We start from the raw sequence: 25,128 nt of genomic DNA on the forward strand, positions 1-25,128 counted from the left end.
CACTATGAATATATCAAGAATTATCCTTATTGGTTGTGCCGTGTTTGCAGTGATCAGTGGCATTGGATTGCGTGCTGAACATTCAGAAACAGCGAAAGAAAACGAGCCAGTTAATGTGCTCGATATTTCAGAACCACATGTGGTCAGTGACGCTGAAAGAAGAGCCAAAACCCTGCTTGCGAAAGCTGTAGTACACGTTCAAAAAGAAGGCGATGAAAGCGTTCAAGACTTTATGAGCGATGCTGAATACATAGATGGTGAGTTGTATGTATTCGCTTTGGGGATTGATGGCCAATTCCTTGCCAGTGGCGGTTCTTCAATGGTGTTGGTGGGCGACAGTGTTTTAGACACTCAGGACGTTTACGGCAATCCATTTTTCCGTGAAATGATCACTAAAGCAGTACACAACGGTTTTGGTGAAGTTAAGTATCACTGGACCAACCCAACTGATCGCATGGGAGAGCCTAAAACCACCTTCTTTGAGCGAGTGGGCGATGTGATCGTCGCTGTGGGTTATTACCCAGAACGTTCGAGTGCTGCTGAGGCGAAGAATTTATTGGCGAGAGCCATGACAGCGATAGTGGAGTCAGAACAAGAGAGCCTGACTGAGTTCAATGACGCTGAGGGTAGCTTTGTTGAAGGAGATTTGTATGTGTTTGTGATGGACATGAGCTCCGGAAAGCTACTTGCACATGGTGTATCCCCTGAGCTTGTTGGACGTTCACACAACGAAATTCTAAGCCCTGACGATAAGCCAATTCTCACTGAGATGTTAAATCTCGCCAAAGAAAATGGCCGTGGTGTTTACACTTATCGATGGCTAAATCCTCTGTCGAGCAAAGTCGAAACCAAGCACACCTACTATCGAGTGATCGACAATAAATTGGTTGGGGTCGGTTATTACACAAAATCAAACAACACGTAAAAGTGTGTCTAATGAGCTCTCAGCCCAATTAGATAAAGGGCTGGGGGCGGAAGTTCCGGTTTGTGTAAAAAATCAATTTAGTAAAATTCACACTGTGAAATTTTTGTTGTGAAATTGTTTAAAAAATACAAGTAGTATGAAATACATGGAAGCGACACAGTAAAGAACACATTTGAAAAGGGTCAATCAGGATTTTTGACCTACATGAAATTCAAAGCCGTAAGAGGGAAAGATTATGAATATGCTGACACTAGACAAAACAGAACTTCACAGAAACCATTCAACATTTATTGCTGAAGCTGTCTTTGCCGTAGAAATGGTGAAAGCAGACAAGCAACTCGAAAAACAAAAAATGGCGAAACAGTTGCTTGATACTCTATTCCCTCTAGAGACGGGTTCACATGAAGATGTAGTGAGCTACGAGATCGATTACCGACACGTTCAGGTTTACTTCAAGAATGGTGAACATACTGGACTGAAACGCGCTAAACACTTTGTGGCTTACACAGGTGATAAATCTAAGCCTTCAGCAATCCTATTCCGTGATGAAAGCGGTACGCACGTTGAAGCGACAATCGGCGCTCGTAAAGGAACAGGCCGTCTGGAGTTGGTTGATATTCAAGATATTCAATTAGAGACGTGCACCACGTTTGGTCAAACTGAGGCTAGCCGCTCGTCAGGTATTCGTCACTGGGTGAGCTTAGTAAAAGGCGATGAAAGTGGCCGCCCGAATGCATCAAGTGAAGACAAAGAGTTCACGGCGAAAAATGGTGAAGACTATAACCTAGGTTTTTGCTTCGCAATCTAATGTACTGTCTTTGAAATGTGCAGTGCTGATCTGTGAGACGCAGCACTGACATTTGAACACTGATTTCTCTTTTACCTTTGGTAACTTTCCCCGCCCCTATAGCGGGGCTTTTTTATTAGAGCTATAAGTAAATTGGGTGATTATTAAAATTATCTGCAAAAAGTTTGGATGTGATTTTACGGTGCGTCATTTTAATTTAAATGGTTGTATTTGAAGGTTTTTGTTCTTTTATTTTATTCTGTGTTTATTGGGTTAACTATCACTATCAGCGGTGGTTTGGGTGACTATTGAGCTAAAACTCAGTCAAAATGCTTTGAGCTGTGCTATAATGTGCGCCTTGGGATTGAGCCAGTAAGTCCATTTATCACTAACTATTGTGATTTTTATTGCCTTTTATTTAGGCGGTTCGGCGAGCCAATCAAGTAGTAATTGGATACGGAGAGCGTCCTTATATTCGTTGATTCGGATATGCGAACATCATAATTTATGAGTTTTAAATCAAAAAAATACAGTATTGATTCTACTGACTATCAAGTTGGTCAAGATAACGTCAGTAAATGGGGCATGGATGTCCATAACACAGTCTTCGTAGCCTCAGTAGGCTTATCTCTTCTCTTCATCATCACTCTTCTTGCTCTTCCTCCTGCAGATGCCAAAGCTGCGATTGATTCTATCAAGGGTGCTGTTTTATCAAAGTTTGACTTCCTCTTTATGTGGGGAGCCAACATCATGTTAGTTTTTGCCGTTATTCTTGCATTCTCACCTTTAGGTAAAGTTCGCTTAGGTGGCGAAGACGCGACTGCGGACTATTCAATGTCATCTTGGATTGCGATGTTGTTCGCAGCAGGTATGGGTATTGGACTTATTTTCTGGGGTGTTGCAGAGCCAACCGCGTTCTTTACGAACTGGTTCGGAACGCCACTCGATGCAGAACCTTTCACAGCAGCTGGCCGTGAACTGGCACTCGGTGCGACCGTATTTCACTGGGGTTTCCATGCTTGGGCTATCTATGGCATGACGGCACTTTGCCTTGCGTATTTTGTTTACAACAAAGGCTTACCGCTATCAATGCGTTCTGTGTTCTACCCAATTTTGGGTGAGCGAGTATGGGGCAAAACGGGTGATGTAATCGATGTACTAACGGTACTGGTTACTCTGTTTGGTCTTGCGACTTCACTAGGCTTAGGTGGTACACAAGCAGCAAGTGGTATCAGCCACGTGTTTGGCTTGGACAACAACATCTTCCTTCAGCAATCTATCATCGTTCTGATCATGGGCTTAGCGATCATCTCTGTGCTACGTGGTATGGACGGTGGTGTTAAATTCCTAAGTAACCTGAACATGGTTATTGCGTTCGTATTCCTTGGTCTGATCGCTGTTTTGAACTTCACAACTGTGCTTGATTCTGTCGCGACGGCTGTGACGGGTTATGCGAAAAACATCATTGCACTGAGCCAAAGCTCTGGCCGTGAAGACACAACATGGCTGCATGGCTGGACAGTGTTCTACTGGGCATGGTGGGTTGCGTATGCACCATTCTTCGGTATGTTCGTAGCGCGTATTTCTAAGGGCCGTACGGTTCGTGAATTCCTACTTTGCGTATTGATTATCCCAACACTGGTAACGTCTGCTTGGATGTCTATCTTTGGTGGCGTGGCTATCGAGCAAGTGATCAGTCATGTGGGGCAACTTGGCCTCGACCAAGGCATCACAGACGTATCTCTAAGCTTGTTCTACATGCTAGACGCTTACCCGTTTGGTAGCATTCTATCGGTTATCGCTGTAGCACTGATCATCGTGTTCTTCGTTACAACACTAGACTCAGGTTCTATCGTTATCGATGGCATGACGGCGGGCGGTAAGCTTGAAGTTCCTGTTAAACAGAAAGTGGTTTGGGCGGTTATCTCAGGCGCTATCGCAATGGTGATGTTGTGGATTGGTGGTACTCAATCTATCCAAGCACTGCAATCGATCACGATCATTGCTGCATTGCCGTTTACGATCATTCTTCTGATTGGTTGTTTCAGCTTGTTGAAAGGTCTACTGACTGAAGTAGACAAAGGACAAGCAAGCGTTAGCGAAACAGTGAAATAAAGTAGCTAAGCCGCTGAGTAAGTCAGTAGATAATTAACGACTTATTCCTGAGGAAGCGTTATTTCAAAGCTCTCTTGCACCGTGTGTAAGGGAGCTTTTTTATGCCTGAGAAGAAATGACAAGTAAGAGAAAGAGACAAAAAAAGAGCCACAAGCGAATCGTCACTTGTGGCTCTTTTTTAGCTTTAGGGATTAGCTATTAGCTTACGCGTTTAGTTCGTGTTGAATTACGTAATCCAAAGCACCAACTACCGCAGCAACTTGAGCGTCGTTACACTCTTCGTCTGTCACTTTGTCGCTGTCCGGGTAAACCTCTGTGGTTGTACCGTACTTACAATCAGTCACACCGCCACATAAGCCAAGCTTCTTCATTGGGTAGTTAATCACACCATGTTGGGTAACTTCAGAACCAATGATCTTGCCGTCTGCATCTGCTGGCGCAATGTGCGTTACTTTTTCAACTGAAGCAATTACCGCCGCTTGGAACTCAGGCTGTGGATTTTCAGTATCGCCAACCGTGTAGAAACCGTCTGGGATCATACCTTCGATGTACTCAATGCCATCACGCGCTGCGAGTGCTGGTCGGAATTCTGTTTCATCAGAATCCGTCGTTTCATGTAGATCAACGTGAACCAACACTTCTGGTAAAGAAGCGACTAATGCACGTAGGTTTGCTGATTCTTCTGCTGGCGTACCGTCGTAGAAAGAGCGGTTTGGATCGACAGCATTTGGGTTCCAACGGTTGATCACTTCATAACCCCAAGGGCTCACACAAGGTGCAACAACAATGTTGAAGTGCGCTGCATATTTCTCTGCTTGAGTTGCGGCGAACTTGATCGCGCCATGCACACCACTGGTTTCGTAACCGTGAACACCACCCGTTACAAGGATCGTCGGTTTTGATGCGTCCCAGTTTTTGCTTTTGATTGCAAAAAGCGGGAAACGAGCTTCATCGTAGCTCAGTGCACCATATTGCTCGATGTCAAAGCGGTCTGCCAATGCTTGGATTTTTGGCACGACTTCTTGCTGGTATTCTCGCTTAACAGTTCTTTGAGCGAACCATGCTTGACGTTCTGCTTCTTGCCATTTTTGTCCTGGCTTACCAATTGGGTAGGAGTATTCACTTTTCATCTATACTTCTTCTTTTATGTTCGCGAAAGATGAAGACAGACTAGTCCTGTCTAGCTGAGACGGCAATAGAAAACACAACTTGTGACTCTATTTTTTACAGACTCATAACTTTGATGAGTGGATTGATGGTGTTACATTTTATCAATTGTTTAATCCCTTAAAAGAGACCATAAAATGGCTGGAGCAAGTTTATTAACGCTATTGGATGACATTGCAACCGTGTTGGATGATGTCGCACTCATGTCTAAGGTCGCAGCGAAAAAAACCGCTGGTGTGTTGGGGGATGATTTAGCGCTGAACGCTCAGCAGGTATCCGGTGTTTCTGCTGAACGAGAGATCCCAGTGGTGTGGGCGGTTGCCAAAGGCTCATTTAAAAACAAGCTGATTTTAGTGCCCGCGGCATTATTGATCAGTGCCTTCATTCCTTGGCTGATCATGCCTTTGCTTTTGATTGGTGGCTTGTTTCTTTGTTTTGAAGGGGCAGAGAAAATCTTAGAGAAGCTCTTTCCTCATGCTCATCAAGATGATGAAAAGGGGGAGGACACAAGTACTGGTGAATCCATAGAGGAATATGAGAAGAGAAAGGTCGCAGGCGCGATTCGTACCGATTTCATATTATCCGCAGAAATCATCGTGATAGCACTGGGCACCGTGACAGGTACAAGCATCGTTACTCAGATTCTTGTCGTGAGTTTGATTGCAGTTGTGATGACGATTGGTGTTTATGGCTTAGTGGCAGGGATCGTTAAGTTGGATGATTTAGGCTTCTATCTGCAGCGAACATCGAATGGCAGTGGCATTAAAACTCAATTGGGTAACGGGCTAGTTGCGTTTGCTCCCAAGTTAATGAAGACGCTTGCTGTGGTCGGCACAGCCGCGATGTTCTTGGTTGGTGGCGGTATTGTGGTGCACAACGTTCCTGCGATTCATCACTTAATTGAGCCGATTATTATGGATTTTCGTGGACATACGATTGCGACAGCGGTTGTTCCAACGCTATTGAACGGTGTTATCGGTGTCTTAGCTGGACTGTTCGTCGTTGCAGTTTGGACGGTGATTGGAAAAATTCGCGGTAAGTAATCGCTCATTATTGGTCTTAATAAAACCATATCTCCACGAAACGAAAAAGGGGCACCATAATCATTATGGTGCCCCTTTTAATCTAATGGGTCGTGTTTAATTAACACCACGCTCTTATTTTGCAATATAAGCGCTTATTTACCGATTAAGCGTTTACTTTACCGACCAAGCAATCGTCTCGCCGCCACGGATTGGCACAACAATGTCTGAACCGAAAGGCATAGTTTCAGCAACGTTCCACTCTTCTTTAACAAGAGTAATGGTGTCCGTGTTACGTGGAATACCGTAGAAGTCAGGGCCGTTGTGGCTCGCGAAAGCTTCTAGGTTCTCAATCTTACCTTCTAAGTCGAACACTTCTGCGTACAGTTCAACGGCAGCGTGCGCTGTGTAAGAACCCGCACAACCACATGCTGACTCTTTAGCACCTTTTGCGTGTGGTGCAGAGTCTGTACCCAAGAAGAACTTCTTGCTGCCGCTCGTTGCAGCTTCGATAAGCGCTAATTGGTGAGTGTTGCGCTTCAGAATTGGAAGGCAGTAGAAGTGTGGCTTAATGCCGCCAACCAACATGTGGTTGCGGTTGTAAAGTAGGTGGTGAGCGGTGATGGTTGCCGCTACGTTGTCGTTCGCGTTTTTAACGAAGTTTGCTGCGTCAGCAGTTGTGATGTGCTCAAGAACAATCTTTAGGTTAGGAAAGTCGTTCACAATCGGAGCTAGCACTGTGTCTAGGAACTGCTTCTCGCGGTCGAAGATATCAACATCGTGAGTGGTAACTTCACCATGAACCAGTAGCAACATATCCACTTCTTGCATTGCTTCTAACACGTGGTAAATCTTTTGTGCTGACGTCACGCCTGAATCAGAGTTAGTCGTCGCGCCCGCTGGGTAAAGCTTTGCTGCCACTACTGCACCAGACTCTTTCGCTTTGCGAATTTCTTCAGGTGTGGTGTTGTCTGTCAGGTAAAGTGCCATTAGAGGCTGGAATTGCTCGCTTGGCTGCTCTGCCATGATGCGTTCACGGTAAGCTAAAGCCATTTCGGTATCGGTTACCGGTGGGATGGTGTTTGGCATGATTAACGCTCGACCATTGTAGCGGCTGATATCGCGCACTGTATCTTTTAATACTTCGCCATCGCGTAGATGAACGTGCCAGTCGTCAGGACGAGTAATCGTAAGTTGTGTCATTGAAGGCTCCCACCATTTGAAGTGTTATGTAGTTGGAGCCTAAACTCGGCGAAATCTGTGAAAGCAATCGCTTACGTTTAGGCGACAGGATGATAGTGGAAAAGCACTTTGATTTCATCCTATTTTTAACTCTTCAGGGCTAGGAGCTTGTTTTTATGGGTTTTTAATTCGGTATTTATTTTTGGATACGGGTTAGCGAGTCGCCACCCAGAGTCCGTGAATCATTCCTGGAACCCAGAAGAAGAAGGTCAGGACGATGTTAATCAGCAAATCTTTACCTGCACCACGAGCGAAGAACACGCCAACAGGCGGAAGCAGTACACATAAAATGATAATGACGAGTTTGTTCATGATAAATCCTTTTTATTCAATGAAAGTTCAATGCGATAACCGTGTTCACATTATAGAACGTATGGAGAGTGTTAATGCATTGCTGTCTTAATGTATACAAGGCAGTGATTTAAACATCTCAAGATATTAGCTTAGTATCAAGTGTTTAATGCCTGCCAGTTTATCTATTTATAACCATTTGTTAGCATTGGGACAAACAACAGAACATTGGAATCGTTATGTCGCAGTCACCTATAGATCGAAAGGCTTTAGAGCAAGCTCCTTCCTTATCTCAAATCAACGTGTTTCCGGTTAAATCAGTAGGCGGGATTGCACTCTCTTCTGCTTGGGTCGAAAAACAGGGCCTTACCTTCGACAGACGTTTTATGTTGGCGTTGGCTGACGGTTCAATGGTGACGGCGCGTAAGTACCCTAAAATGGTCAAGGTGTCTTCAAGCTTGCAGCCAGACGGTTTGATTTTTACTTATGAAGGTAAAGAGCCGCTGCGCCTGAAATATACAAACTTCAAGATGCAAGAAGCGCCTGCAACGGTGTGGAAAGATAGCTTCACTGCGTATACCACCAACGACGAGGCGGATGATTGGTTTAGCGATGTGCTTGGTATTCGCGTAGAACTGCTATTCTGTGGTGAGCAATCCAATCGTGTTCGAGAAAAGCTTGGTCAGAATGTCAGTTTCGCTGACGGCTATCCAATGTTGGTGATCAGCCAAGCCTCTCTAGATGAGCTCAATCGCCGCAGCCCTGAAACCCATTCAATGGATCAGTTCCGCACCAACTTTGTGGTTTCAAATACAGAAGCCTTTGCCGAAGACGGTTGGAAGCGTATCCGAATTGGTGAGGTTGAATTCGAAGCGGTGAAGCCTTGTGAGCGTTGTATCCTGACGACAGTCGATGTTGAGAGCGGCGAATTCAGAGCGACAAAAGAGCCTCTTAATACCTTCTCTACATTCAGAGCCAACGAGCGTGGTGGAGTTTTCTTTGGTCAGAACCTTGTGGCAAAAAATGAAGGTCTGGTGAAAGCGGGTGACGTGGTTGAGGTACTTGAAACCAAAGAGAAAGAACACTACGAAGACACTTGGGTAGAGTCACTGCACTTAACTTGCGTCGAGCGTGAAGAGATCGCTCGCGACTTCACGACGTTCTGGCTAGAGCCAGCGAAAGAGAACCATTCATTACCAAGCTATCAGCCGGGGCAGCATCTACCGATTGAGATGGTGATTGATGGCGAAAAAGTGTCTCGTCGTTACACGCTATCTTCGAGCCCTTCACGTGCAGGTCGTTTGGCGATTTCCGTGAAGCGAGTGGACGATGGTCAAATCTCAAATTGGCTCAATGATCACTTCCAAGTCGGTGACACGCTTGTTGCTCAAAATCCAGATGGTGCTTTCTATTTAGAAGAAAACCCTAAGCATCCACTACTGCTTTTGTCTGCGGGTAGCGGCATTACGCCAATGTTGTCGATGCTTCGTTATTTAGCCGACCATGGTCAGATTGATGATGTGGTTTTCTATCACCAATGCAGCAGCGAAGAAGATATCCCTTATCAAGCGGAGATCGATCAAATTTCCAACGAACATTCAGGCTTACAGGTTATTTATTCCCTAAGCCAACCAACGAAAGAGTGGGATGGTTTATCAGGACGTTTGAGCGTGTCTCATGTTGCCAAAATTGAAGAGTTACACAAACGCCAAGCCTTCGTGTGTGGCCCTGACGGCTTTATGGATAATGCCAAAAAATTGCTGATTCAAATGGGGCTGAACCCTCAGCATTACCACCAAGAAGCGTTTGGTATTGCTCAGTCTACTGAAGAGGCGGTGAAGCAACTGCAGTTAAGTGTTAATGGCTACTTGTTCGAAGGTAATAACCAATCAACCCTGCTAGAGCAAGCTGAATCGGCGGGTGTGTCTATCGCTTCAAGTTGCCGTGCTGGTTTCTGTGGCGCTTGTAAAGTGACCCTTGAGTCAGGGCAAGTTCACCAACCGGATGTGCCTGCATTGCAAGAACATGAACGCAATATGGGTCAGATACTGGCGTGTTGCAGTGTGCCTCAAACCGATATCGAAGTTGTCGATTAACGACGCGTTCGCTTAAAAGGAAAAGCACTAAATAGAAAAGGCCGGAAGTTCGTGAATGAGCTTCCGGCCTTTTTGATTCTGAGACTAATTCAAAAACGAATTAATCGTAGATCGTTGGGATTGGTTGACGCTTGTGCTGTGTTGCTTTGTAGATACTCACTAAGCGATCGGATACGTCTTGAGAAACGGCTTTGCCTTCAAGGAAATCATCGATCTGATCGTAAGAAAGGTTCAATGCTGCTTCATCGGCTTTCTGTGGGTCAAGCTCTTCTAGATCAGCAGTTGGTACTTTCTTAACCAGTAGCTCTGGAGCGCCCAGTGTAGCTGCTAGTTCACGGACTTGACGTTTGTTCAGGCCGAACAGCGGTGCTAAATCACATGCGCCGTCACCGTGCTTGGTGTAGAACCCCGTGATGTTTTCCGCTGAGTGGTCTGTACCGATTACAAGACCGCCAACGTAACCGGCAATTTCGTATTGTGCGATCATGCGAGCGCGAGCTTTCACATTGCCTTTCACAAAGTCGATTTTTGCTGAATCTGTTGGTAGCAGGCCAGTGCCTTCTAGAGCAACGTGAGATGCAGCGTGAAGCCCATCAACACCCGCTTTAATGTTTACAGAAACAGATTGAGAAGGCTGAATGAAAGAGAGAGCAAGTTGCGCTTCGTCTTCATCTTTTTGTTCACCGTAAGGCAGGCGAACCGCGATGAATTGGTAGTCGTTGCTACCAGCGTTTTCATTTAGGCTATCAACGGCCATTTGTGCTAAACGGCCACAAGTTGTCGAATCCACACCGCCACTGATACCAAGGATCAGAGACTTGCAGCCTGACTGCTGAAGTTTCGTTTTGATAAAGTCCACACGACGAGTCACTTCGAAGTGAGGGTCAATTGAAGGTAGTACGCGCATTTCGTCACGAATTAACTGTTCCATTCGTATTCCTTTCCTGCAAGCAAATTAAAAATCTAGTGTTATCATACCTAAATCATCCGATTTAAAAACCTCTTTGCACAAGCTTAGAAAGAGAAGGCAGTAATAAATAATGGAAAAAATAGCCATTTTCGGTAGTGCGTTTAATCCACCGAGCTTAGGGCACAAAAGTGTGATTGATTCGTTGGCTCACTTTGACAAAATTCTACTCGTTCCAAGTATTGCCCATGCTTGGGGAAAAGAGATGCTAGACTTTGATACGAGATGTCAGTTAGTTAACGCATTTATTAGCGATCTTTCACTGGATCAAGTGGAGCTTTCTTTGATCGAAAAGAGCCTATTTACCCCAGGTGAAAGCGTCACGACTTACGCGGTGCTCAGTGAACTTCAAAAGTTACATCGTGACGCTGAACTGACATTTGTTATTGGCCCAGATAACTTCTTTAAGTTCTCATCTTTCTATAAATCAGATGAGATTACCGAGCAGTGGTCTGTAATGGCTTGCCCTGAAAAAGTGAAAATTCGCAGCACAGACATACGTAATGCACTGATAAGTGGAAGCGATGTGGCAAAACTGAGTACAAAGTCAGTTACAAAGATGTTGCAAGATAGTGGACTGTATCAGATAATGTAAGTTCACTAATCAAGAGGTCAGAGGACTATGCTAAAGAGCGCGATACCAGCGACGTTGATCATGGCAGCATGCAGTATGCCAGCGTATGCTGAGTGTGATTTTTTTAGCCTAGATTCAATTATGCTGACTTCTGATGAAGATGACAACTGTCTAGATTTCTCGACCAGCATCGAGTCTTTTGGCCAACGTATGATGGAAATCAGCGGGCTGAGCGATGATGAACCTGAAAGCACACCGGACTATTGGTCTGATTGGGTACTTCAAAGTAAAGACTCGCCATTGCTGACACAAAGCATTGAGTCAAACTATGTTGGCTTGGGTATGTGGTTTCCAGAAGACCTTGAAGATGAGCAGTATGATATGTCGACTGAAGAGTGGTTGATGAATCATGGTCTTCAACTCAGTATCGGTTTTGGCGAGAAAGTAGAAGGGCAGCCGCGTATGCGCTTTGATTATCGTTGGCACGACTCACGTGACGCCGACCTAATGATGCAGGTTGAGTTGCCATTCTAGACAGGTAGTGACATAGAGACATAGATAGATTGCTATCTGCGTCTAAATAGTAAGAATTAAAAAAGCCGCAAAAACTCAGTTTTTGCGGCTTTTTAGTATCTGGCTTGCGAGTTTAAATACCAACACTCACTTACTGCCAAGCTATAAATCTTCACCAAAAACAAGCATACACAGTTGATCGAACTCTTCTTCTTTACCTGAGAACAGGTCATCAATCACAAGTGAACGTTTCTGGCCTGACTGCATGCGTTTCTTCGCTTCTCGCATCACCATCACCAGAGTGTGCTCTTGTGGTAGGTTTGAATCATCAATGTTCCATTGATTGAATCGCTGAGAAAGAGCACTTTCGCAAAGCAGGGGTTTAAACGACAACACTTCTTGCTTCAAGACAGAAAGCATATCTTTAAACGCTTGTTCCGTATTATTGGCATTGGAAGCACGAGCTTTGGTTTGCTCTAGCTTTTCTAGTAGTGCCGAAGAGAGGTTAGTTTGCGTGATGTAACCCGCTTGTCTTGGGAATGAATCCGTTAAACGAACAGAAAAATCGACACGGTTAACCTGAGTGTTTGGAAAGTAGGTCAGTGACGTTAGGCAGTCGTGTGGAATCCAGACGCTTTGTCCTGGTTCAACGGCATACTCTTGTTTACCTAACTTAATCAAAACCAAGCCACTTTGAACCGATACAAGGCTATGTTTAAGTACTTTCTTGCGTGGTGTGATCACCAAGTGTGAAAAGTAAGCCGATGTATATTCAATAGCGAAGTTCATAGATAGTACCTTAATTTTGGGGCGTCAAGATTACCGTTAATCTTAAAGAATGCCAACAATAACAGGGGATTTTCAATGTTTCTGGTCTGACCTTGTCAAAAGTATGGGCTCTGTAGCTGCGAGAAGTCAAAACAACGCGTAGAATGAGCCAGCTTTTTATTATATGAATTAAAAAATGACCTCTCCAACCGATCCATATGTTGATATTCGTCCTTACGGCGATGATGAAATTCCAGCGGCACTAAACCGTCTTATTAATGATGAAGAATTTATCAGTGCAATCTTGCACTACCGTTTTTCAAACCATGCGTCTTGGTTCAAAGCATTAATGAGCCCGATTTTGCGTGTGTACTTAAAAATGAAATGGAGCAAGCTGACTAGCGTTGAATCCATTCAGATTGAAGTGAAAAAGTACTTACGCGATACGTTAGCGAAAACCACTAACGGTGTGACGTACACTGGTATCGAGTCACTGGATGCGAACCAAGCTTATCTGTTTGTATCAAACCATCGTGACATTGCTATGGATCCTGCGTTAGTAAATTACGCTCTGCATCAAAATAATCATCAGACTTGTCGTATCGCTATCGGTGACAACCTGTTGAAGAAGCCATGTGCGACTGAATTGATGCGTTTAAACAAGAGCTTCATCGTAAAGCGTTCTCTGAAAGGACCGCGTGAGATGATGAAAGCGCTAGGGCAGTTGTCTTCCTACATTAAGCACTCTCTAGAAACAGGCAACTCAATCTGGATCGCTCAAAAGGAAGGTCGTGCGAAAGACGGTAACGATTTTACTGAGCCAGCAATTTTGAAAATGTTCCACGTTGAAGGACGTAAGCAAAAAATTGCTTTCCCTGAATACGTGAAGTCATTGAAGATTGTTCCTGTGGCTATTTCTTACGAGAACGACCCATGTGACACAGCTAAAGCGATAGAGCTTTTCGAGAAAGACGTAAACGGCAGTTACGAAAAGGGTGAGTTTGAAGATATCGAAAGTATCATTCAAGGCATCATCGGTAATAAAGGACGCGTTCACGTTGGTTTCGGTCAGGTTATCGACCAAGATTTTGATACCCCTGAAGCGCTTGCTGAAGAGATCGATCGTCAGATCCACGATAACTACAAACTGTTCCCAGTAAACTTGCTGGCAGCAGAAAAAGAAGACGAGTCGATTACAGCGGCCGTTAAGCAAGAGTTTGACGCTAAACTATCTAGCCTGCCACAGGGTGCGCGTCAGTACTTGATCGATAGCTATGCGAACCCAGTGAAGAACATTGGTTAACGCGCGTTAGTTAGCTTGCTAGTTGATTAGCAACTCGATTGAATTGAAAAAGGAGCCTTGGGCTCCTTTTTTTGTTTCTGAATCGCTACTTGCTGCTGTGACCGAGTATTAGAGCAATAGAGCTTTAGCCTGAATTAGCGAGCGACTGCGCCACCGAGCTCTAGATTGGTTGGCCATGTGGTTACAATATTGCCGCCCAGATAGATGTTGCCTTTGACTGTCATGGTCTCGGGGAATGTTGTAATCCCAGAACCGCCTATATATAAGTCGCCATCAACCACGATCCCGTTGGGTAGCTCAGTCAAAGGAGTGCGGATCACGCTCAGATCGCCTTTCACTCTAAAGCCATTCGGTAGCCTTTCCAGTGGAGTATCGGTGAGGTTGATAAAGCCGCCCACTCTTACACCTCTTGGCCAACTAGTGATTTGGCTGCCAATCAAGTCGACGTAACCTTTTATCTTAACCCCGCTCGGGACTCGAGCGAGTTGGCTGTTAGAGCCTTTTAGGCTGCCGTTCACTTCTAACCCTTTGGGTAGGCGTGTGATCGCAGTATTCTCTATATTGAGATTACCATCTACCACCAAGCCCGTTGGAAGTGATGTATAAGGCTTATTTCGTAGATATAAGTTTCCGTAATTATCGAGATGGTTCAATATTTGATAGTGATCGAGTGGTTCAGCACTGACATTTGTTATGGTTAAGGAACCAATAATAAGTGCAATTATTCTGAGCATAACAGGCTTCTTATTACGATAGACGCTTACACTATAATGGAAAAATTAATCTCGCATAGTGTTTTACCCATTTGGCGGTAGATTAACGAGGAATGGAACAAAGATGGCAGGTAAATCAATGATTAGAGTAAATATACGAATTGTTAAGGTCTTTCTGATAGCCGCTTCAATGTTTGGCTCAATGTCTGCGAGTGCGAACAAAGTAATTTCAACGCCCGGTAAAGCTGCGGTGGTGGTGACACAAGGCGGTCAACAGCAACGAGTTTGTTATTACGATGACAAGGCTTATAGCATTGGGGCGGTGTTAGAGGTAGGGGGCGTAGTGATTCAGTGTGCTGCAGAAAACGATTTTGAGCAAAATGGTTCACTGGCTTGGGTTCAATTAAAAAAAGACGAGTAATTCACTCGTCTTTTAATAAGAATATAAATGCTTATATTAACGCGCTAGAGAGCGAGTCTTAAGTTCAAAAATAATCTTCTCAGCGCTAACTTCAAATTTAAAGCGAGCGTGCAACTCTGTGCTTTCTTCAGTCATCTCTGATGCTTCAAATTCAACGTTGCTAGACACTTGTTTAGCAAGTTCAACGTACTTAGCAAACTCAGCTTCAATAAGTGCTTTTGAGTTTCCGTAAACCGTTACTTCAGCAACATCGTCGCCTTCTTTAATGATGAACCCGATTTCGCCTGCACAGCCGCAAGCCTCACATACATCGTTGTTACCAATATCTTGGCTCATAATAATAATCCTCTTACAAAGTCTGAGGTTATTCTAACGAGCAATTTGAACTGTATCTACAAAAATTAAAATCTTTGAACTAATTTGTACTGGTATGCTATGTTGTTTGTTGAAGGGGTTAAATGAATGTGTACATTCGCGTCGCCAAATATGTATGTGATCTATCTCATGTTTTGTTGATAAGCAGTGTCATTAATTTGTTAGAATATCATTCAGTTAGTTGCGTCGTAACTAATTTTATAAGACTATCTATTGCTTGATAGGTATTTATACAATGAATTTATTGTTGGGTATTTGATATTCTAAGTTGTTATTTTAGATTAACCACTTAGAGAGGTAAGGTGACTTTCGAAGAATAATTAGACAAAGTGCCCAAAGAGGCAGCACTGTAAAATTGTTCGTACAAAGTATTTGTTGGTATTTAATGGAAATACTTGCGAAAAAATACCTTGCTCACATAATGCTGATAACGATTTTCATTCTGACTTCATTTGATTGAGTTAGATGGATTTACAAAGAGAAGAGCCTGAATATGCCAAAGCGTAGTAAAGAAGATACAGAAATCACGATCCAGAAAATCATGGATGCCGTTGTAGACCAGCTACTAAGATTGGGTTACGACAAGATGTCATACACGACGTTGAGTCAGCAAACGGGTGTTTCTCGTACAGGTATAAGTCATCACTTTCCAAAGAAAACGGATTTTACTGCTGCTCTAGACGGTCGTATTTTCAAGATGTTCATGGAACACATTGACTTCGAAAATGGCCTTGACGCATTTTCAGCAAGCTGGGTTGCAGCACTTGAAGACGCTGAGTTCCTAGCAATCTTACGTTTACTTTTCCATCATATCGTTACTGCTGAGAGCGCACATGAGTTCGCTGCAAACGGTATTGATCGTCTATACAAGCTGACTGAAACTCAGTTTGGCGATACTAGCGGTAAAGAACTAGAGTGGTTGATTGGTAAATCATTGATTCGTATGAGCCAATAATCAGCACTCAATAAAAGAAGCTCCTGCGGGGGCTTTTTTTGTGCCTGCAGTTTCACTTCTTGTGCGTTTTTCTCTCAATCCCACACCGATGTTGCTGTTTGCTGAATGATGTTGATTGATGCTGAATGATGTTATTTCTTTTCTTTTTATATGCTTACGCCCGCGGCTTGTTTTTCTCTTCAGTGTTAAAAGCTAAGTAACCCTAACAAGTAGAGTTCATTTCTAGAGCCTCAAATGCTCAAGGTGAGTCGCTTTGGTGCTTGCTTTTGTGGTTTTAATAAAATTGAGTTTAAGCCGAGAGAGTGGCTGTGAGCCAATAAAAAGCCCCGAACAAATCGAGGCTTAGGATTACGTCATTGTTATCAAGAACGAATACTCAAAACGAGTCGCTCCTTAATCGGATTTATTGTGCGGGGTGAACCTGAGGGAAGCTCATGGTTGGGTGTTTTTCTACGATACTTTTGTAACCATACACATCTTCTATCATCGAAGGTTTCAGCGCATCCCAAGGCTTGCCATCACACACCAAATTACCATCTTTCAATACCACCAATCGATCGGAATATTGTGCGGCTAAGTTGAGATCATGCAAAACCACGATAACCGCGGCATTGTGGTTATCGGCTAATTCTCTCGCAATCTTTAAGGTGTTGTGCTGGTGGGCAAGATCCAGTGCAGACGTTGGTTCATCAAGCATCAAAATACATTGGTCACCAGAGTGGTGAAGCTGAGTTAATACTCGAGCCAAGTGCACTCGCTGCTTTTCACCTCCTGATAGCGAAGGATAAAGCCTTTCACTCAAGTGAGTCACATCAGCAACATCCATTTTTTGGCTAGCAATGCTGGTCAGCTTCTTGTTGGATTCTTGCAGGGGAATCCCACCAAGCTCGACAACTTCATGTGCCAAGAATGGGAAGGTCAATGTGCTGTGTTGAGGAAGCATAGCAAGGTGCTTAGCTAACTTGTGAGAAGGCCACTTATCTTTACTGTGTCCAAAATACTGGATATCGCCGTTGCTTGATATCTCTTGGCACAAAGCTTTAAGCAGCGTGCTTTTACCTGCGCCATTTGGCCCAAGCAGTGTGGTTACCTTTCCCGCTTCAATCTCAATAGAAACGCCATCTAATATCACTTTACTGCCGAACTTCACTTCGATATCGGTCGCTTTTAAAGCTGAAGGAAACATTAAAGGATTCTCCCTTTCTGTTGAAATAGTAGATATAAGAAGAATGGGGCGCCGATAATCGCAGTGACAATACCTACAGGTAGCTCTGCCGGAGCAAGTACCACACGTGAGAACATGTCTGCGGCGGTTAGCAGCAGTGCGCCTAGTACCGCTGATAGTGGCAACAGAACTCGGTGGTCAGGGCCAGCTAACATGCGACCTAAATGTGGGATAACCAATCCAATAAAACCAATCATGCCAGACAGACTAACCGTGATACCAACGCCCGCAGCCGTCAGTAGAATCAGCTTTCGTTTAAGCTTTTGAACTGGGATACCAAGGTGTTGTGCTTCTGACTCGCCCAGTAATAGAGCATTTAGAGACATCGCTTGGCGGTAGAAGACAACAAACAATCCAAAGAGCGTGACAGCAGCCAGCAAAATGCCTGACCACTTAGCGCCTGCCAATGAACCCATCGACCACAAAGAAAGATCGCGCAGCATTTGGTCATCAGCAATGAAGTTCAAGAAGCCAATACCAGCGCCGGATAGCGCACTGATCGCCACGCCCGCTAACAACATGATGGTGACAGAAGTACCGAATTTACCCGTGCCCAGCTTATACACCAATAGAGTGGTTAAAGCGCCGCCAAGAAAAGCGAACACAGGAACCGCAGCAAAGTTCATGAAAGCAGGATATTGAAGTGATAGCTCAGAGAAAAGTACGATGGCCAGTGCTGCACCTAGCGCCGCACCAGCAGACACACCGATGATCCCAGGCTCAGCAAGCGGGTTTCGAAATAAGCCCTGCATAACAGAACCACATAACGCGAGAATCGCACCAATCAACATACACAAAATGGTTCTAGGTAAGCGAATCTCTTGAATCACTAAGTTGATGTGGGGGGCTAAATCATTGTTTGGCTGAAGTAAGCTCGCTGCGCTGTCAGCCAAGCTAATGTTCATTGGCCCAACGGTGATTGAAAACAGTGCGACGAAGACTAGGGTAGCACCTAGACCTAACATCGATGTTTTCAGTGGGACGGATCGTAACAACATAAAGGGCCTCAATGTCCGTCGCTAACTTCAATATCCATCACCAACATTGCGAAAGTAGGCTGGTGACGGGCATTGAACTAGCAACAGTAAGAATAGGGTAGTCGCGTTATAGCGGGTAGATAAGTTATAGCGGATAGATAAGTGCGTTTAATCGTTTAGCTTCAGAAAGGCTTTCAAGGCCAAGTCCGCCAACCAAAGCACTGCCATTAACGGTAATGATTTGCTTGTTCATGCCCGCAGGAGTCGCCGCTAACATAGGTAGCGATTTCAGGATGGCATCAGCACCGCCCATTTTTTGGTAGCTACGACCGCTGACTAAAATCACATCTGGCTGCATTTCTACCAGTGATTCCATCGACAGTGGCTTGTAAGACGTTAGGCTTTGAGCTGCAGGGTTGATACCGCCAGCTAACTCGATGATTGCATTTGGCGAAGTCTCACCGCCAGCAACATTCGCAGGGCGACCTTCGTGCAGCAATAGGAAAAGTACTTTCTTCGCTTCGTTACTTGGTACTTGGTTCGCTTTCAGTGCAGCAATCTTTTGATTTACTTCAGCTTTAACTTGCTGTGAGTGTGCTTCGGTATGGGTAATCTTGGCGATTTGGTCAATACGCTTTAACAGCCCTTCAACATTTGCTTCGGTGTTGACGATCTCTACATCGACGCCTGCCGATTTTAATTGAGAAATCGCGTTGTCTGGTCCCATTTCATCTGAGCCAATCAACGTGGTCGGTTCTAGGGCAAGTAAGCCTTCCGCAGACAGGTTTCGGTGATAACCAATCTTTGGCAGGTTGTCTGCTTGAGGAAAGTGGCTGGTCACATCAATAGCGACTAGCTGCTCTTCAGCTCCTAATGCCAAAACCAATTCAGTAACGGCACTACCGGCACTGATGATTCGAGGTTGTTCAGCGTCGTTGGCCATTGCGGGTGCGCTAAGTGCCAAGCTCATAGCGGCAACTGAAAGGAGATGTGTCTTGGTCTTTAATTTATTGAGCACGTTTAAGTTGTTCATAATAAGTTCTTTATATTTTCTTTTTGTATCGCGAAGATACTCAGTGAGCAGTCCGTTCGCATTGTGAGTTCGAATCGATAGATAGGCTTAGTTCTGGTTGTTTAGTCTTATCAACCAGAAGCCAAACCTCGTGAAAATTGAGTGTCGCTCTAACCATCGTCCGTTAGCAGTTGAGTCGCTGGTATTCCGTTTTCTTGAAGGAATGACAGCAACTTCACTAGGTTTTCAACGTTGGCGGCTTTGTCCGCGCCAATGATGATCGGTTTTTTATCCGTTGAACCAGTCTCTTCTAACAGGGCAATCTTGAAGTTTTCCCAGTCGATGTATTCTTGGCCGTTAATTGCCCAGTAGGGTTCGCGGTCTAAAATATTGACGCTAATCGAATCCTTGTGGACTTCAGAAACGTTTTTGACATCCGAACTTGGCAGCTCAACTTCTAGCGATTCCAGCTTTACCGATGCCGTAAGCAACAGAAAAACCATCACGATAAAAATGATGTCGAGCAGCGGTGTTAAGTCCGGCGCTAGGCTCTGTGTGTTCGATGAGTGGGGCGTTTTAATCATGCTTGGCTCACATCACCGATAGAAGATTTGTTGACAGGCTTGCCTTGAGTATCATCAGACTGATTGGTTTGAATCGACATGCCTTCTAGCCACACATTCACATAGTTCAGAGTATGTTCTAGCTGAGCTAGCACTCGATCGGCCCAAAGGCCTAACAGCTGAGCACCAGAGATGGCAGGAAGCGCAATCATCAAACCTGCTGCTGTGGTTCTCATTGCTAATCCAAGACCGTCTGCCAAATCATTAGGCGTGATGCTGCCTGTTGTCGCGGCAACGCCTTTAAACATCTCAATAAGACCAAGTACCGTACCAAGCAAGCCGATGAGTGGGCTGATCACGCCGATCAAACCAAGTAGTCTTAAACCTGCATGAAGCTGGTGGCGTTTTTCTTGTAGCCAGATCCCAGCGGCATCTTCACGTAACCCTTTTGAGAAAGAGTGGTGAGCAAGCAACATTGACACACCCTTGTACAGTAGCGGGCGTTTACCTGAAATCGACTGAGCAAGCGCTTCAATCTCTTTACTGTTGGTTGGTGAAATTTGGTTAAGCTCACGACGAATAGCACGTTTGCCCACACCAATGCTGAGCATGACTTGGAAGACACGTTCAGCGATGATCATTGCTGTTAATGCCGAACAGATAAGAAGAGGCCAAGTCATTAAGCCAAGTTGATCTTGTAAGTAACTGATTTGTTGCATGATTAATCCAACCTAAAACGAACAGGTATTTGTACTCGGTGAGCAATCGCTCGACCATTGACAGTGTGAGGTGAGAATTTCCATTGTTTAATGGCATCTAATGCGGCGTTATCGAGCATTAGTGCGCCTGATGAATTTACTAATGCTTGTTTAATTTGTTTGCCTTCAGCGTCTAGCCAGATCTCATAAGTCGCGACACCTTCAACGCCACGACGTCTTGCTTGGCGAGGGTAATTCGGTGGGGTAGGACGCGCAGAGAACGAAGGCTTAGTGACCAAAACTGGCTCTTGGTTTGATACGCCTTGATTTACTTCCTGAGGCTGGTTGGCAGATTCGTCCATATTCTTATCGACTTTCTTGTCGGCTAGCTTCTCTGGTTGTGGTGCTGGTTCTGGGCGTTCTTTCTTGACCACCTTTTTCTCAGTCACTGGTTTCTTTTGAACAGGCTTTTTTTTGACAACCTTCTTCTCAATCACTTTTTTCTCAACTTTCTTTGGTTGAGGTTTATTGGTGATCGCTTTTTTCTTTGGGGTTGGCTTAGCTTGCTTTGGCTCAACCGTTTTTGGTTCGACTGGTTTAGGTTCGGCTTGTGAGACGGTTTCTTTTACTGGTTCTGGTTCAACTGGCTCTGTGATTGTTTTTTGCTGAGCTTGTGAAGGAACGCTCTTAGGAGTGAAGTTGATCGATACCGTGTTCGATTGGCTACCTGCAGGCATCGCAAATACTTTGGATTCTTGAGCGACAAACAACAACGCGGCATGAATCACTAACGATGCACCGCCTGCAATAACATATCTAGGAACGTTCACAATCAATCCTTTACCAAATCAAAATTCTGTATCGGATTATTGCTTAGAATCTAAATAAGATCAATTATCAATTGCATTATCATTTACGTGTATTTATGATTCTCTCAGTTTTTAGCGAATAGTCTTCCAGACTTTGCTATGTAAGTGTTTAGAGAGATTATATGAGTCTTAATATTTATAAATTTGACGAATCAATCTTGGGCGTTTCTAGCCCTGATCCGCTTCGTTTTGCGTTTGCGAAAAAGCATTCTGCACACGCCGGAGGAAGTTCAATTCCGGTCGACCCCAGTAAGAAGTTAGAACTCTTTGACGAATTGATGTTGAGTGAAGGGAAAAAACAGGATAAGCGTTGCTTGTATATCCACATTCCTTTCTGTCGTGTGCGTTGTACGTTCTGCAATTTCTTCCAAAATGCCGCAAGCCGTAAATTAGTGGATGAGTATTTCGATGCACTGATGGTCGAACTAAAGCAGAAAGCCAAAACGCCTTGGGCTCAGTCTGGACTATTTCACGCTGTCTATATTGGTGGCGGAACACCCACCGATTTGTCGCCTCAGCAAGTTGAGCAGCTGGGTAAAGCGATTCGTCAATATTTCCCACTAGCAAACGATGTTGAGATGACATTGGAAGGGCGCATCAATCGATTTGGTGACGAGATGTTTGATCGTGCGCTTGAAGGAGGCTTCAATCGTTTCTCATTCGGTATTCAAAGTTTCAATACTCAGGTTCGACGTAGTGCTAAGCGCCTAGATGACCGAGAGGTTGTGCTAGAACGTATCAGTTCACTGAGCCGTACAGAACAAGCGCCAATCGTTCTTGATCTGCTATACGGATTACCACACCAATCTATGGAAGTGTTCCAACAGGATTTAGAAGACTACATGTCTACTGGCGCGCACGGCATTGACCTCTACCAACTGATTGTTACGGGCAATGCACCTATGCTTAATCTTGTTGAGAAAGGAAAAATCCCACCGCCTGCGAATACGCCAGATAAGGCGAGCATGTATTTGGCGGGTGTGGAGTTCATGGCAAAAAATAAGGTCAAGCAACTGAGCGTAAACCACTGGACTCGTGATAACCGCGAACGCAGCATTTACAACAGCTTAGCGAAAACTTATGCCGAAGTCTTACCCATTGGTTGTGGGGCTGGTGGCAACATCGGCGGTCATGGTGTGATGCAGCATCGAACTTTAGACAGCTACATGGAGTCTATAAAGCAAGGTCAATTACCTATCGCCATGATGACGAAGCAAAGCTCATTAGAGCCTATCTTCTCAACATTAAAGGCAGGTTTCGATTCTGGTGTTGTTAGAAGAAGTACGCTACCGAGCTTTATGGGACAAGACACGTTCGACTACCTAAAACCTCTGTTCGCGCATTGGGAAAAGAACGGTTTAGTTGAGCTTTCGGAAGATTATCTGAGCCTGACTATTGCTGGCAGCTTTTGGGCGGTAAGCCTAACGCAGAGTGTAATTCAAGTGCTTAACGCTGAATTCCAAGCTATGTATCCAGCGCCTAAAGCGTCAGGTTCGGGCGTACACCCGCATGCTAGTTTGAAGCACGCTTAATATCGAATTTTTAGTTTATAACTTACTCGTTTATACGGAACATATTCAATGACAGATACAACATTAGAAATGACAGAAACTCTAGAACAACGCGTAGCTCTAATTTTAGAAGAAGAGCCAAAACTACTGCCAACAGTAATTGCTGAGAAGCTAGGTGTTTCAGAAGTTGAAGTGGTTGCTGCTTTTCCAAACGACATGGCGGTAATGCTAGATGGCAGCCGTGCTCAAGAGATTCTAGAAGGTTTAGTGGGTTGGGGCCCTGTGACTACTATCGTGCACTCATTTGGTTCTATCTTTGAAGTTAAAGCGCCATTCCCGAAAGGTAAAGTAGCGCGTGGTTACTACAATCTGATGGGCAAAGAGGGCGAGCTTCATGGCCACCTTAAACTTGATAACGTTAAACATATCGGTTTGGTGAGCAAGGCGTTTATGGGTCGTGAAAGTCATTACTTCGGCTTCTTCAGTGAAACCGGCGAAAATATTTTTAAGATTTACCTAGGCCGTAACGAAAAGCGTGAGCTTATTGCCGACCAAGTAGAACGCTTCAAAGCGTTAAAAGAACAAGCTTAAGTACAGTCAATAGTAAATAATCAGCAGCAATCTGACATAGGGTTGCTAACTGGCTTAAACAAGACATCAATGCTCGAGGATCGTTTAGTTCGCTAATGATCGCTCAACCTCGGGCAAAAATAATAAATCAGAGAAAGTGAAGAAAGGAATTACCCATGGAACAGCAAGTAAAACAAGAACGTCTACAAGGTCGCTTAGGTCCAGAAATTAAAGAGTTTCGCCAAGAGCGCCGTACCCTTCAACTTGCAACGGTTGATGAAGAAGGTCGCCCGAACGTAAGTTACGCACCTTTCGTTCAGAACCAAGAAGGTTACTTTGTTCTAATTTCTGATATTGCTCGTCATGCTCGTAACTTGAAAGCGAATCCTCAGGTATCTTTGATGATGATTGAAGACGAAGAGAGCTCGAAGCAGCTTTACGCACGTAAGCGTTTAACGTTTGATGCTCAAGCAAGTGTTGTGGAGCGTGAAACGGAACTTTGGACTCAAGTGATTGGCCAGATGCAAGAGCGTTTTGGTGAAATCATTGATGGTTTGAGCCAACTTCAAGACTTCTCTCTATTCAACCTTAAAGCAGAGAACGGCCTATTCGTTAAAGGCTTCGGTCAGGCATACCAAGTGTCAGGCGACGATCTGGTGGACTTCGTTCACCTACAAGAAGGCCACAAAAAAGTATCTAACGAGTAATCTCGTTTAACCGATTTCTTCAGGAGCCCTCCAATGTGAGGGCTTTTTTATGTCTAAATCAAAGAGTTTGGTATATTAACGTTTGATGACTATTTATGTGTAAGGATCGGTACGTGAAACCAGTAAGTCGAGATTGGGACGAGTTTTGTTATCCGTTTATCTATGAAGACAGTCCTATCTGTGATTTTGAGATTTTGTCGGATGAACTTTGTTGCCGAGTTGGATTGGTGTTGTCTTTAGAGCTAGAGCCTCAGGTTCGTGAGATCCTGCAACGCTTGCAGCCAAACATCTATCACTTGAATGGCTCTGTGCGCGGTAAGCTTGCCATCACCGAGTCTGAATTGGTCGAGCTCAAGCAAGACTATCATCGTATCCGCGATCAGCTAGAAGGTGGTTTTAAAGGTTTTGTCTTACCCGGTGGACACCGAGTGTCTAGTGAACTTCACTTGTGTCGTTGTCAGGCTAAGAAAGTTGTGCGAGCTTTGGTGAGTATTGAGCATCATGAAAGTAAAAAATCGCCAGACCCGATTCTTTTTAAATACGCAAACCTAGTGGCGAACACTCTCTATGCATTGGCCTCTTTTACCAATCATGTCAATGAAGTCGAGGAAGTGGAATTTGTGAGTAAGAGCTACTCTATGCCGAAAAAGTCTATGCCAGAAAATAAAGACTAACGGTTAGCTCTATTCTTATTAAGATTTGAAGAAAGAAGAGACTAAGAAGCTAAACCATTGAGCACTATGCTAGGTTTAGCTTCTAAAA

27 protein-coding genes are annotated in these 25,128 nt (G+C 44.4%); 14 read left to right on the forward strand and 13 right to left on the reverse strand.

The genetic code is table 11. The features are described 5' to 3' along the window. Positions 1-4 precede the first annotated feature (4 nt). The 3 genes from HRQ85_RS03520 (at position 5) to HRQ85_RS03530 (ending at position 3,827) form a co-directional block, all read left to right on the forward strand. Positions 5-925: a cache domain-containing protein gene (locus HRQ85_RS03520; protein ID WP_009845767.1), complete on the forward strand. Its 921-nt coding sequence runs from the start codon at positions 5-7 to the stop codon at positions 923-925. A gap of 235 nt (positions 926-1,160) precedes the next feature. Next, complete coding sequence (locus HRQ85_RS03525) at positions 1,161-1,733, forward strand: hypothetical protein (RefSeq protein ID WP_172378724.1); 573 nt, start codon at positions 1,161-1,163, stop codon at positions 1,731-1,733. 486 nt (positions 1,734-2,219) lie between these two features. Then, positions 2,220-3,827, forward strand: coding sequence for a BCCT family transporter (locus HRQ85_RS03530; RefSeq protein ID WP_172378725.1), 1,608 nt, complete (start codon positions 2,220-2,222; stop codon positions 3,825-3,827). Between the two features lie 203 nt (positions 3,828-4,030). Here the strand turns inward: HRQ85_RS03530 and HRQ85_RS03535 are convergent, their stop codons facing one another. After that, on the reverse strand, positions 4,031-4,957 hold the full coding sequence (locus tag HRQ85_RS03535; RefSeq protein ID WP_172378726.1) for a M14 family metallopeptidase: 927 nt from the start codon (positions 4,955-4,957) through the stop codon (positions 4,031-4,033). 174 nt (positions 4,958-5,131) lie between these two features. Here HRQ85_RS03535 and HRQ85_RS03540 point away from each other — a divergent pair, with 174 nt between their 5' ends. Beyond that, the gene (locus HRQ85_RS03540) at positions 5,132-6,037 is read left to right on the forward strand and encodes a DUF808 domain-containing protein (RefSeq protein WP_172378727.1); all 906 of its coding nucleotides are present in this window, start codon (positions 5,132-5,134) and stop codon (positions 6,035-6,037) included. 153 nt (positions 6,038-6,190) lie between these two features. On the opposite strand, the gene pyrC is transcribed toward HRQ85_RS03540, so the two are convergent. After that, on the reverse strand, positions 6,191-7,219 hold the full coding sequence (gene pyrC, locus HRQ85_RS03545) for a dihydroorotase (RefSeq protein WP_048609740.1): 1,029 nt from the start codon (positions 7,217-7,219) through the stop codon (positions 6,191-6,193). A gap of 192 nt (positions 7,220-7,411) precedes the next feature. Then, a complete protein-coding gene (locus HRQ85_RS03550) occupies positions 7,412-7,570 on the reverse strand; it encodes a YqaE/Pmp3 family membrane protein (RefSeq protein WP_008215717.1) in 159 nt (52 codons plus the stop codon). 218 nt (positions 7,571-7,788) lie between these two features. Here HRQ85_RS03550 and HRQ85_RS03555 point away from each other — a divergent pair, with 218 nt between their 5' ends. Next, positions 7,789-9,645, forward strand: coding sequence for a hybrid-cluster NAD(P)-dependent oxidoreductase (locus tag HRQ85_RS03555; protein ID WP_172378728.1), 1,857 nt, complete (start codon positions 7,789-7,791; stop codon positions 9,643-9,645). Between the two features lie 100 nt (positions 9,646-9,745). Here HRQ85_RS03555 and nadE read toward each other — a convergent pair whose 3' ends face one another. After that, complete coding sequence (nadE, locus tag HRQ85_RS03560) at positions 9,746-10,576, reverse strand: ammonia-dependent NAD(+) synthetase (RefSeq protein WP_050650923.1); 831 nt, start codon at positions 10,574-10,576, stop codon at positions 9,746-9,748. Between the two features lie 109 nt (positions 10,577-10,685). On the opposite strand from nadE, the gene HRQ85_RS03565 reads away from it, so the two are divergent. Both HRQ85_RS03565 and HRQ85_RS03570 read left to right on the forward strand, forming a co-directional pair. Beyond that, positions 10,686-11,207, forward strand: coding sequence for a nicotinate-nicotinamide nucleotide adenylyltransferase (locus HRQ85_RS03565; RefSeq protein WP_017067428.1), 522 nt, complete (start codon positions 10,686-10,688; stop codon positions 11,205-11,207). A gap of 27 nt (positions 11,208-11,234) precedes the next feature. Then, complete coding sequence (locus tag HRQ85_RS03570; RefSeq protein WP_048609737.1) at positions 11,235-11,720, forward strand: hypothetical protein; 486 nt, start codon at positions 11,235-11,237, stop codon at positions 11,718-11,720. 141 nt (positions 11,721-11,861) lie between these two features. On the opposite strand, the gene HRQ85_RS03575 is transcribed toward HRQ85_RS03570, so the two are convergent. Beyond that, positions 11,862-12,488, reverse strand: a complete 627-nt coding sequence (locus tag HRQ85_RS03575) for an AraC family transcriptional regulator (RefSeq protein ID WP_172378729.1) — start codon at positions 12,486-12,488, stop codon at positions 11,862-11,864. A 175-nt stretch (positions 12,489-12,663) separates the two neighbouring features. Between HRQ85_RS03575 and HRQ85_RS03580 the strand changes: the two genes are divergently transcribed. Continuing rightward, complete coding sequence (locus tag HRQ85_RS03580) at positions 12,664-13,770, forward strand: 1-acyl-sn-glycerol-3-phosphate acyltransferase (RefSeq protein ID WP_172378730.1); 1,107 nt, start codon at positions 12,664-12,666, stop codon at positions 13,768-13,770. A gap of 134 nt (positions 13,771-13,904) precedes the next feature. On the opposite strand, the gene HRQ85_RS03585 is transcribed toward HRQ85_RS03580, so the two are convergent. After that, the gene (locus HRQ85_RS03585; RefSeq protein ID WP_172378731.1) at positions 13,905-14,504 is read right to left on the reverse strand and encodes a hypothetical protein; all 600 of its coding nucleotides are present in this window, start codon (positions 14,502-14,504) and stop codon (positions 13,905-13,907) included. A 103-nt stretch (positions 14,505-14,607) separates the two neighbouring features. Between HRQ85_RS03585 and HRQ85_RS03590 the strand changes: the two genes are divergently transcribed. Then, entirely contained in the window at positions 14,608-14,904 is a 297-nt protein-coding gene (locus HRQ85_RS03590; protein WP_050643300.1) for a YnjH family protein, read from the forward strand. A 36-nt stretch (positions 14,905-14,940) separates the two neighbouring features. Here the strand turns inward: HRQ85_RS03590 and HRQ85_RS03595 are convergent, their stop codons facing one another. Beyond that, positions 14,941-15,240, reverse strand: a complete 300-nt coding sequence (locus tag HRQ85_RS03595; protein ID WP_017062761.1) for a YfcZ/YiiS family protein — start codon at positions 15,238-15,240, stop codon at positions 14,941-14,943. Between the two features lie 532 nt (positions 15,241-15,772). Here HRQ85_RS03595 and HRQ85_RS03600 point away from each other — a divergent pair. Then, positions 15,773-16,234 (forward strand): TetR/AcrR family transcriptional regulator, encoded by a 462-nt coding sequence (locus HRQ85_RS03600; RefSeq protein WP_004731875.1) that lies wholly within the window; start codon positions 15,773-15,775, stop codon positions 16,232-16,234. A gap of 403 nt (positions 16,235-16,637) precedes the next feature. On the opposite strand, the gene HRQ85_RS03605 is transcribed toward HRQ85_RS03600, so the two are convergent. The 6 genes from HRQ85_RS03605 to HRQ85_RS03630 all read right to left on the reverse strand — a co-directional run bounded on the left by HRQ85_RS03605 (position 16,638) and on the right by HRQ85_RS03630 (position 21,539). Then, on the reverse strand, positions 16,638-17,420 hold the full coding sequence (locus tag HRQ85_RS03605; RefSeq protein ID WP_050620596.1) for a heme ABC transporter ATP-binding protein: 783 nt from the start codon (positions 17,418-17,420) through the stop codon (positions 16,638-16,640). After that, positions 17,420-18,457, reverse strand: a complete 1,038-nt coding sequence (locus HRQ85_RS03610) for a FecCD family ABC transporter permease (protein WP_172378732.1) — start codon at positions 18,455-18,457, stop codon at positions 17,420-17,422. Before HRQ85_RS03610 ends, HRQ85_RS03605 begins: the two co-directional genes overlap by 1 nt. A 124-nt stretch (positions 18,458-18,581) precedes the next feature. Then, on the reverse strand, positions 18,582-19,469 hold the full coding sequence (locus tag HRQ85_RS03615; RefSeq protein WP_048614733.1) for a heme/hemin ABC transporter substrate-binding protein: 888 nt from the start codon (positions 19,467-19,469) through the stop codon (positions 18,582-18,584). A gap of 149 nt (positions 19,470-19,618) precedes the next feature. Continuing rightward, the gene (locus tag HRQ85_RS03620; protein WP_019826831.1) at positions 19,619-20,032 is read right to left on the reverse strand and encodes an ExbD/TolR family protein; all 414 of its coding nucleotides are present in this window, start codon (positions 20,030-20,032) and stop codon (positions 19,619-19,621) included. Further along, positions 20,029-20,730, reverse strand: a complete 702-nt coding sequence (locus HRQ85_RS03625; protein WP_048610699.1) for a MotA/TolQ/ExbB proton channel family protein — start codon at positions 20,728-20,730, stop codon at positions 20,029-20,031. The genes HRQ85_RS03620 and HRQ85_RS03625 overlap by 4 nt, the downstream gene beginning before the upstream one ends. Before the next feature lie 2 nt (positions 20,731-20,732). Further along, positions 20,733-21,539, reverse strand: a complete 807-nt coding sequence (locus HRQ85_RS03630) for an energy transducer TonB (protein WP_172378733.1) — start codon at positions 21,537-21,539, stop codon at positions 20,733-20,735. 161 nt (positions 21,540-21,700) lie between these two features. Between HRQ85_RS03630 and hutW the strand changes: the two genes are divergently transcribed. The 4 genes from hutW (at position 21,701) to HRQ85_RS03650 (ending at position 25,040) form a co-directional block, all read left to right on the forward strand. Further along, on the forward strand, positions 21,701-23,110 hold the full coding sequence (hutW, locus tag HRQ85_RS03635; RefSeq protein WP_172378734.1) for a heme anaerobic degradation radical SAM methyltransferase ChuW/HutW: 1,410 nt from the start codon (positions 21,701-21,703) through the stop codon (positions 23,108-23,110). A gap of 48 nt (positions 23,111-23,158) precedes the next feature. Further along, on the forward strand, positions 23,159-23,680 hold the full coding sequence (gene hutX / locus HRQ85_RS03640; RefSeq protein WP_172378735.1) for a heme utilization cystosolic carrier protein HutX: 522 nt from the start codon (positions 23,159-23,161) through the stop codon (positions 23,678-23,680). A gap of 155 nt (positions 23,681-23,835) precedes the next feature. Beyond that, a complete protein-coding gene (gene hutZ / locus HRQ85_RS03645) occupies positions 23,836-24,366 on the forward strand; it encodes a heme utilization protein HutZ (RefSeq protein WP_004731858.1) in 531 nt (176 codons plus the stop codon). A gap of 113 nt (positions 24,367-24,479) precedes the next feature. Continuing rightward, positions 24,480-25,040, forward strand: a complete 561-nt coding sequence (locus HRQ85_RS03650) for an ATP:cob(I)alamin adenosyltransferase (RefSeq protein WP_137001455.1) — start codon at positions 24,480-24,482, stop codon at positions 25,038-25,040. Positions 25,041-25,128: the final 88 nt, after the last annotated feature.

Source organism: Vibrio sp. Vb339 (assembly GCF_902751245.1).
Classification (GTDB): Bacteria; Pseudomonadota; Gammaproteobacteria; order Enterobacterales; family Vibrionaceae; genus Vibrio; species Vibrio coralliirubri.

Coding starts and splice junctions, on each gene's coding strand:
- HRQ85_RS03520 (WP_009845767.1), top strand. CDS start 5: ATGAATATATCAAGAATTATCCTTATTGGTTGTGCCGTGTTTGCAGTG.
- HRQ85_RS03525 (WP_172378724.1), top strand. CDS start 1,161: ATGAATATGCTGACACTAGACAAAACAGAACTTCACAGAAACCATTCA.
- HRQ85_RS03530 (WP_172378725.1), top strand. CDS start 2,220: ATGAGTTTTAAATCAAAAAAATACAGTATTGATTCTACTGACTATCAA.
- HRQ85_RS03535 (WP_172378726.1), bottom strand. CDS start 4,957: ATGAAAAGTGAATACTCCTACCCAATTGGTAAGCCAGGACAAAAATGG.
- HRQ85_RS03540 (WP_172378727.1), top strand. CDS start 5,132: ATGGCTGGAGCAAGTTTATTAACGCTATTGGATGACATTGCAACCGTG.
- pyrC (WP_048609740.1), bottom strand. CDS start 7,219: ATGACACAACTTACGATTACTCGTCCTGACGACTGGCACGTTCATCTA.
- HRQ85_RS03550 (WP_008215717.1), bottom strand. CDS start 7,570: ATGAACAAACTCGTCATTATCATTTTATGTGTACTGCTTCCGCCTGTT.
- HRQ85_RS03555 (WP_172378728.1), top strand. CDS start 7,789: ATGTCGCAGTCACCTATAGATCGAAAGGCTTTAGAGCAAGCTCCTTCC.
- nadE (WP_050650923.1), bottom strand. CDS start 10,576: ATGGAACAGTTAATTCGTGACGAAATGCGCGTACTACCTTCAATTGAC.
- HRQ85_RS03565 (WP_017067428.1), top strand. CDS start 10,686: ATGGAAAAAATAGCCATTTTCGGTAGTGCGTTTAATCCACCGAGCTTA.
- HRQ85_RS03570 (WP_048609737.1), top strand. CDS start 11,235: ATGCTAAAGAGCGCGATACCAGCGACGTTGATCATGGCAGCATGCAGT.
- HRQ85_RS03575 (WP_172378729.1), bottom strand. CDS start 12,488: ATGAACTTCGCTATTGAATATACATCGGCTTACTTTTCACACTTGGTG.
- HRQ85_RS03580 (WP_172378730.1), top strand. CDS start 12,664: ATGACCTCTCCAACCGATCCATATGTTGATATTCGTCCTTACGGCGAT.
- HRQ85_RS03585 (WP_172378731.1), bottom strand. CDS start 14,504: ATGCTCAGAATAATTGCACTTATTATTGGTTCCTTAACCATAACAAAT.
- HRQ85_RS03590 (WP_050643300.1), top strand. CDS start 14,608: ATGGCAGGTAAATCAATGATTAGAGTAAATATACGAATTGTTAAGGTC.
- HRQ85_RS03595 (WP_017062761.1), bottom strand. CDS start 15,240: ATGAGCCAAGATATTGGTAACAACGATGTATGTGAGGCTTGCGGCTGT.
- HRQ85_RS03600 (WP_004731875.1), top strand. CDS start 15,773: ATGCCAAAGCGTAGTAAAGAAGATACAGAAATCACGATCCAGAAAATC.
- HRQ85_RS03605 (WP_050620596.1), bottom strand. CDS start 17,420: ATGTTTCCTTCAGCTTTAAAAGCGACCGATATCGAAGTGAAGTTCGGC.
- HRQ85_RS03610 (WP_172378732.1), bottom strand. CDS start 18,457: ATGTTGTTACGATCCGTCCCACTGAAAACATCGATGTTAGGTCTAGGT.
- HRQ85_RS03615 (WP_048614733.1), bottom strand. CDS start 19,469: ATGAACAACTTAAACGTGCTCAATAAATTAAAGACCAAGACACATCTC.
- HRQ85_RS03620 (WP_019826831.1), bottom strand. CDS start 20,032: ATGATTAAAACGCCCCACTCATCGAACACACAGAGCCTAGCGCCGGAC.
- HRQ85_RS03625 (WP_048610699.1), bottom strand. CDS start 20,730: ATGCAACAAATCAGTTACTTACAAGATCAACTTGGCTTAATGACTTGG.
- hutW (WP_172378734.1), top strand. CDS start 21,701: ATGAGTCTTAATATTTATAAATTTGACGAATCAATCTTGGGCGTTTCT.
- hutX (WP_172378735.1), top strand. CDS start 23,159: ATGACAGATACAACATTAGAAATGACAGAAACTCTAGAACAACGCGTA.
- hutZ (WP_004731858.1), top strand. CDS start 23,836: ATGGAACAGCAAGTAAAACAAGAACGTCTACAAGGTCGCTTAGGTCCA.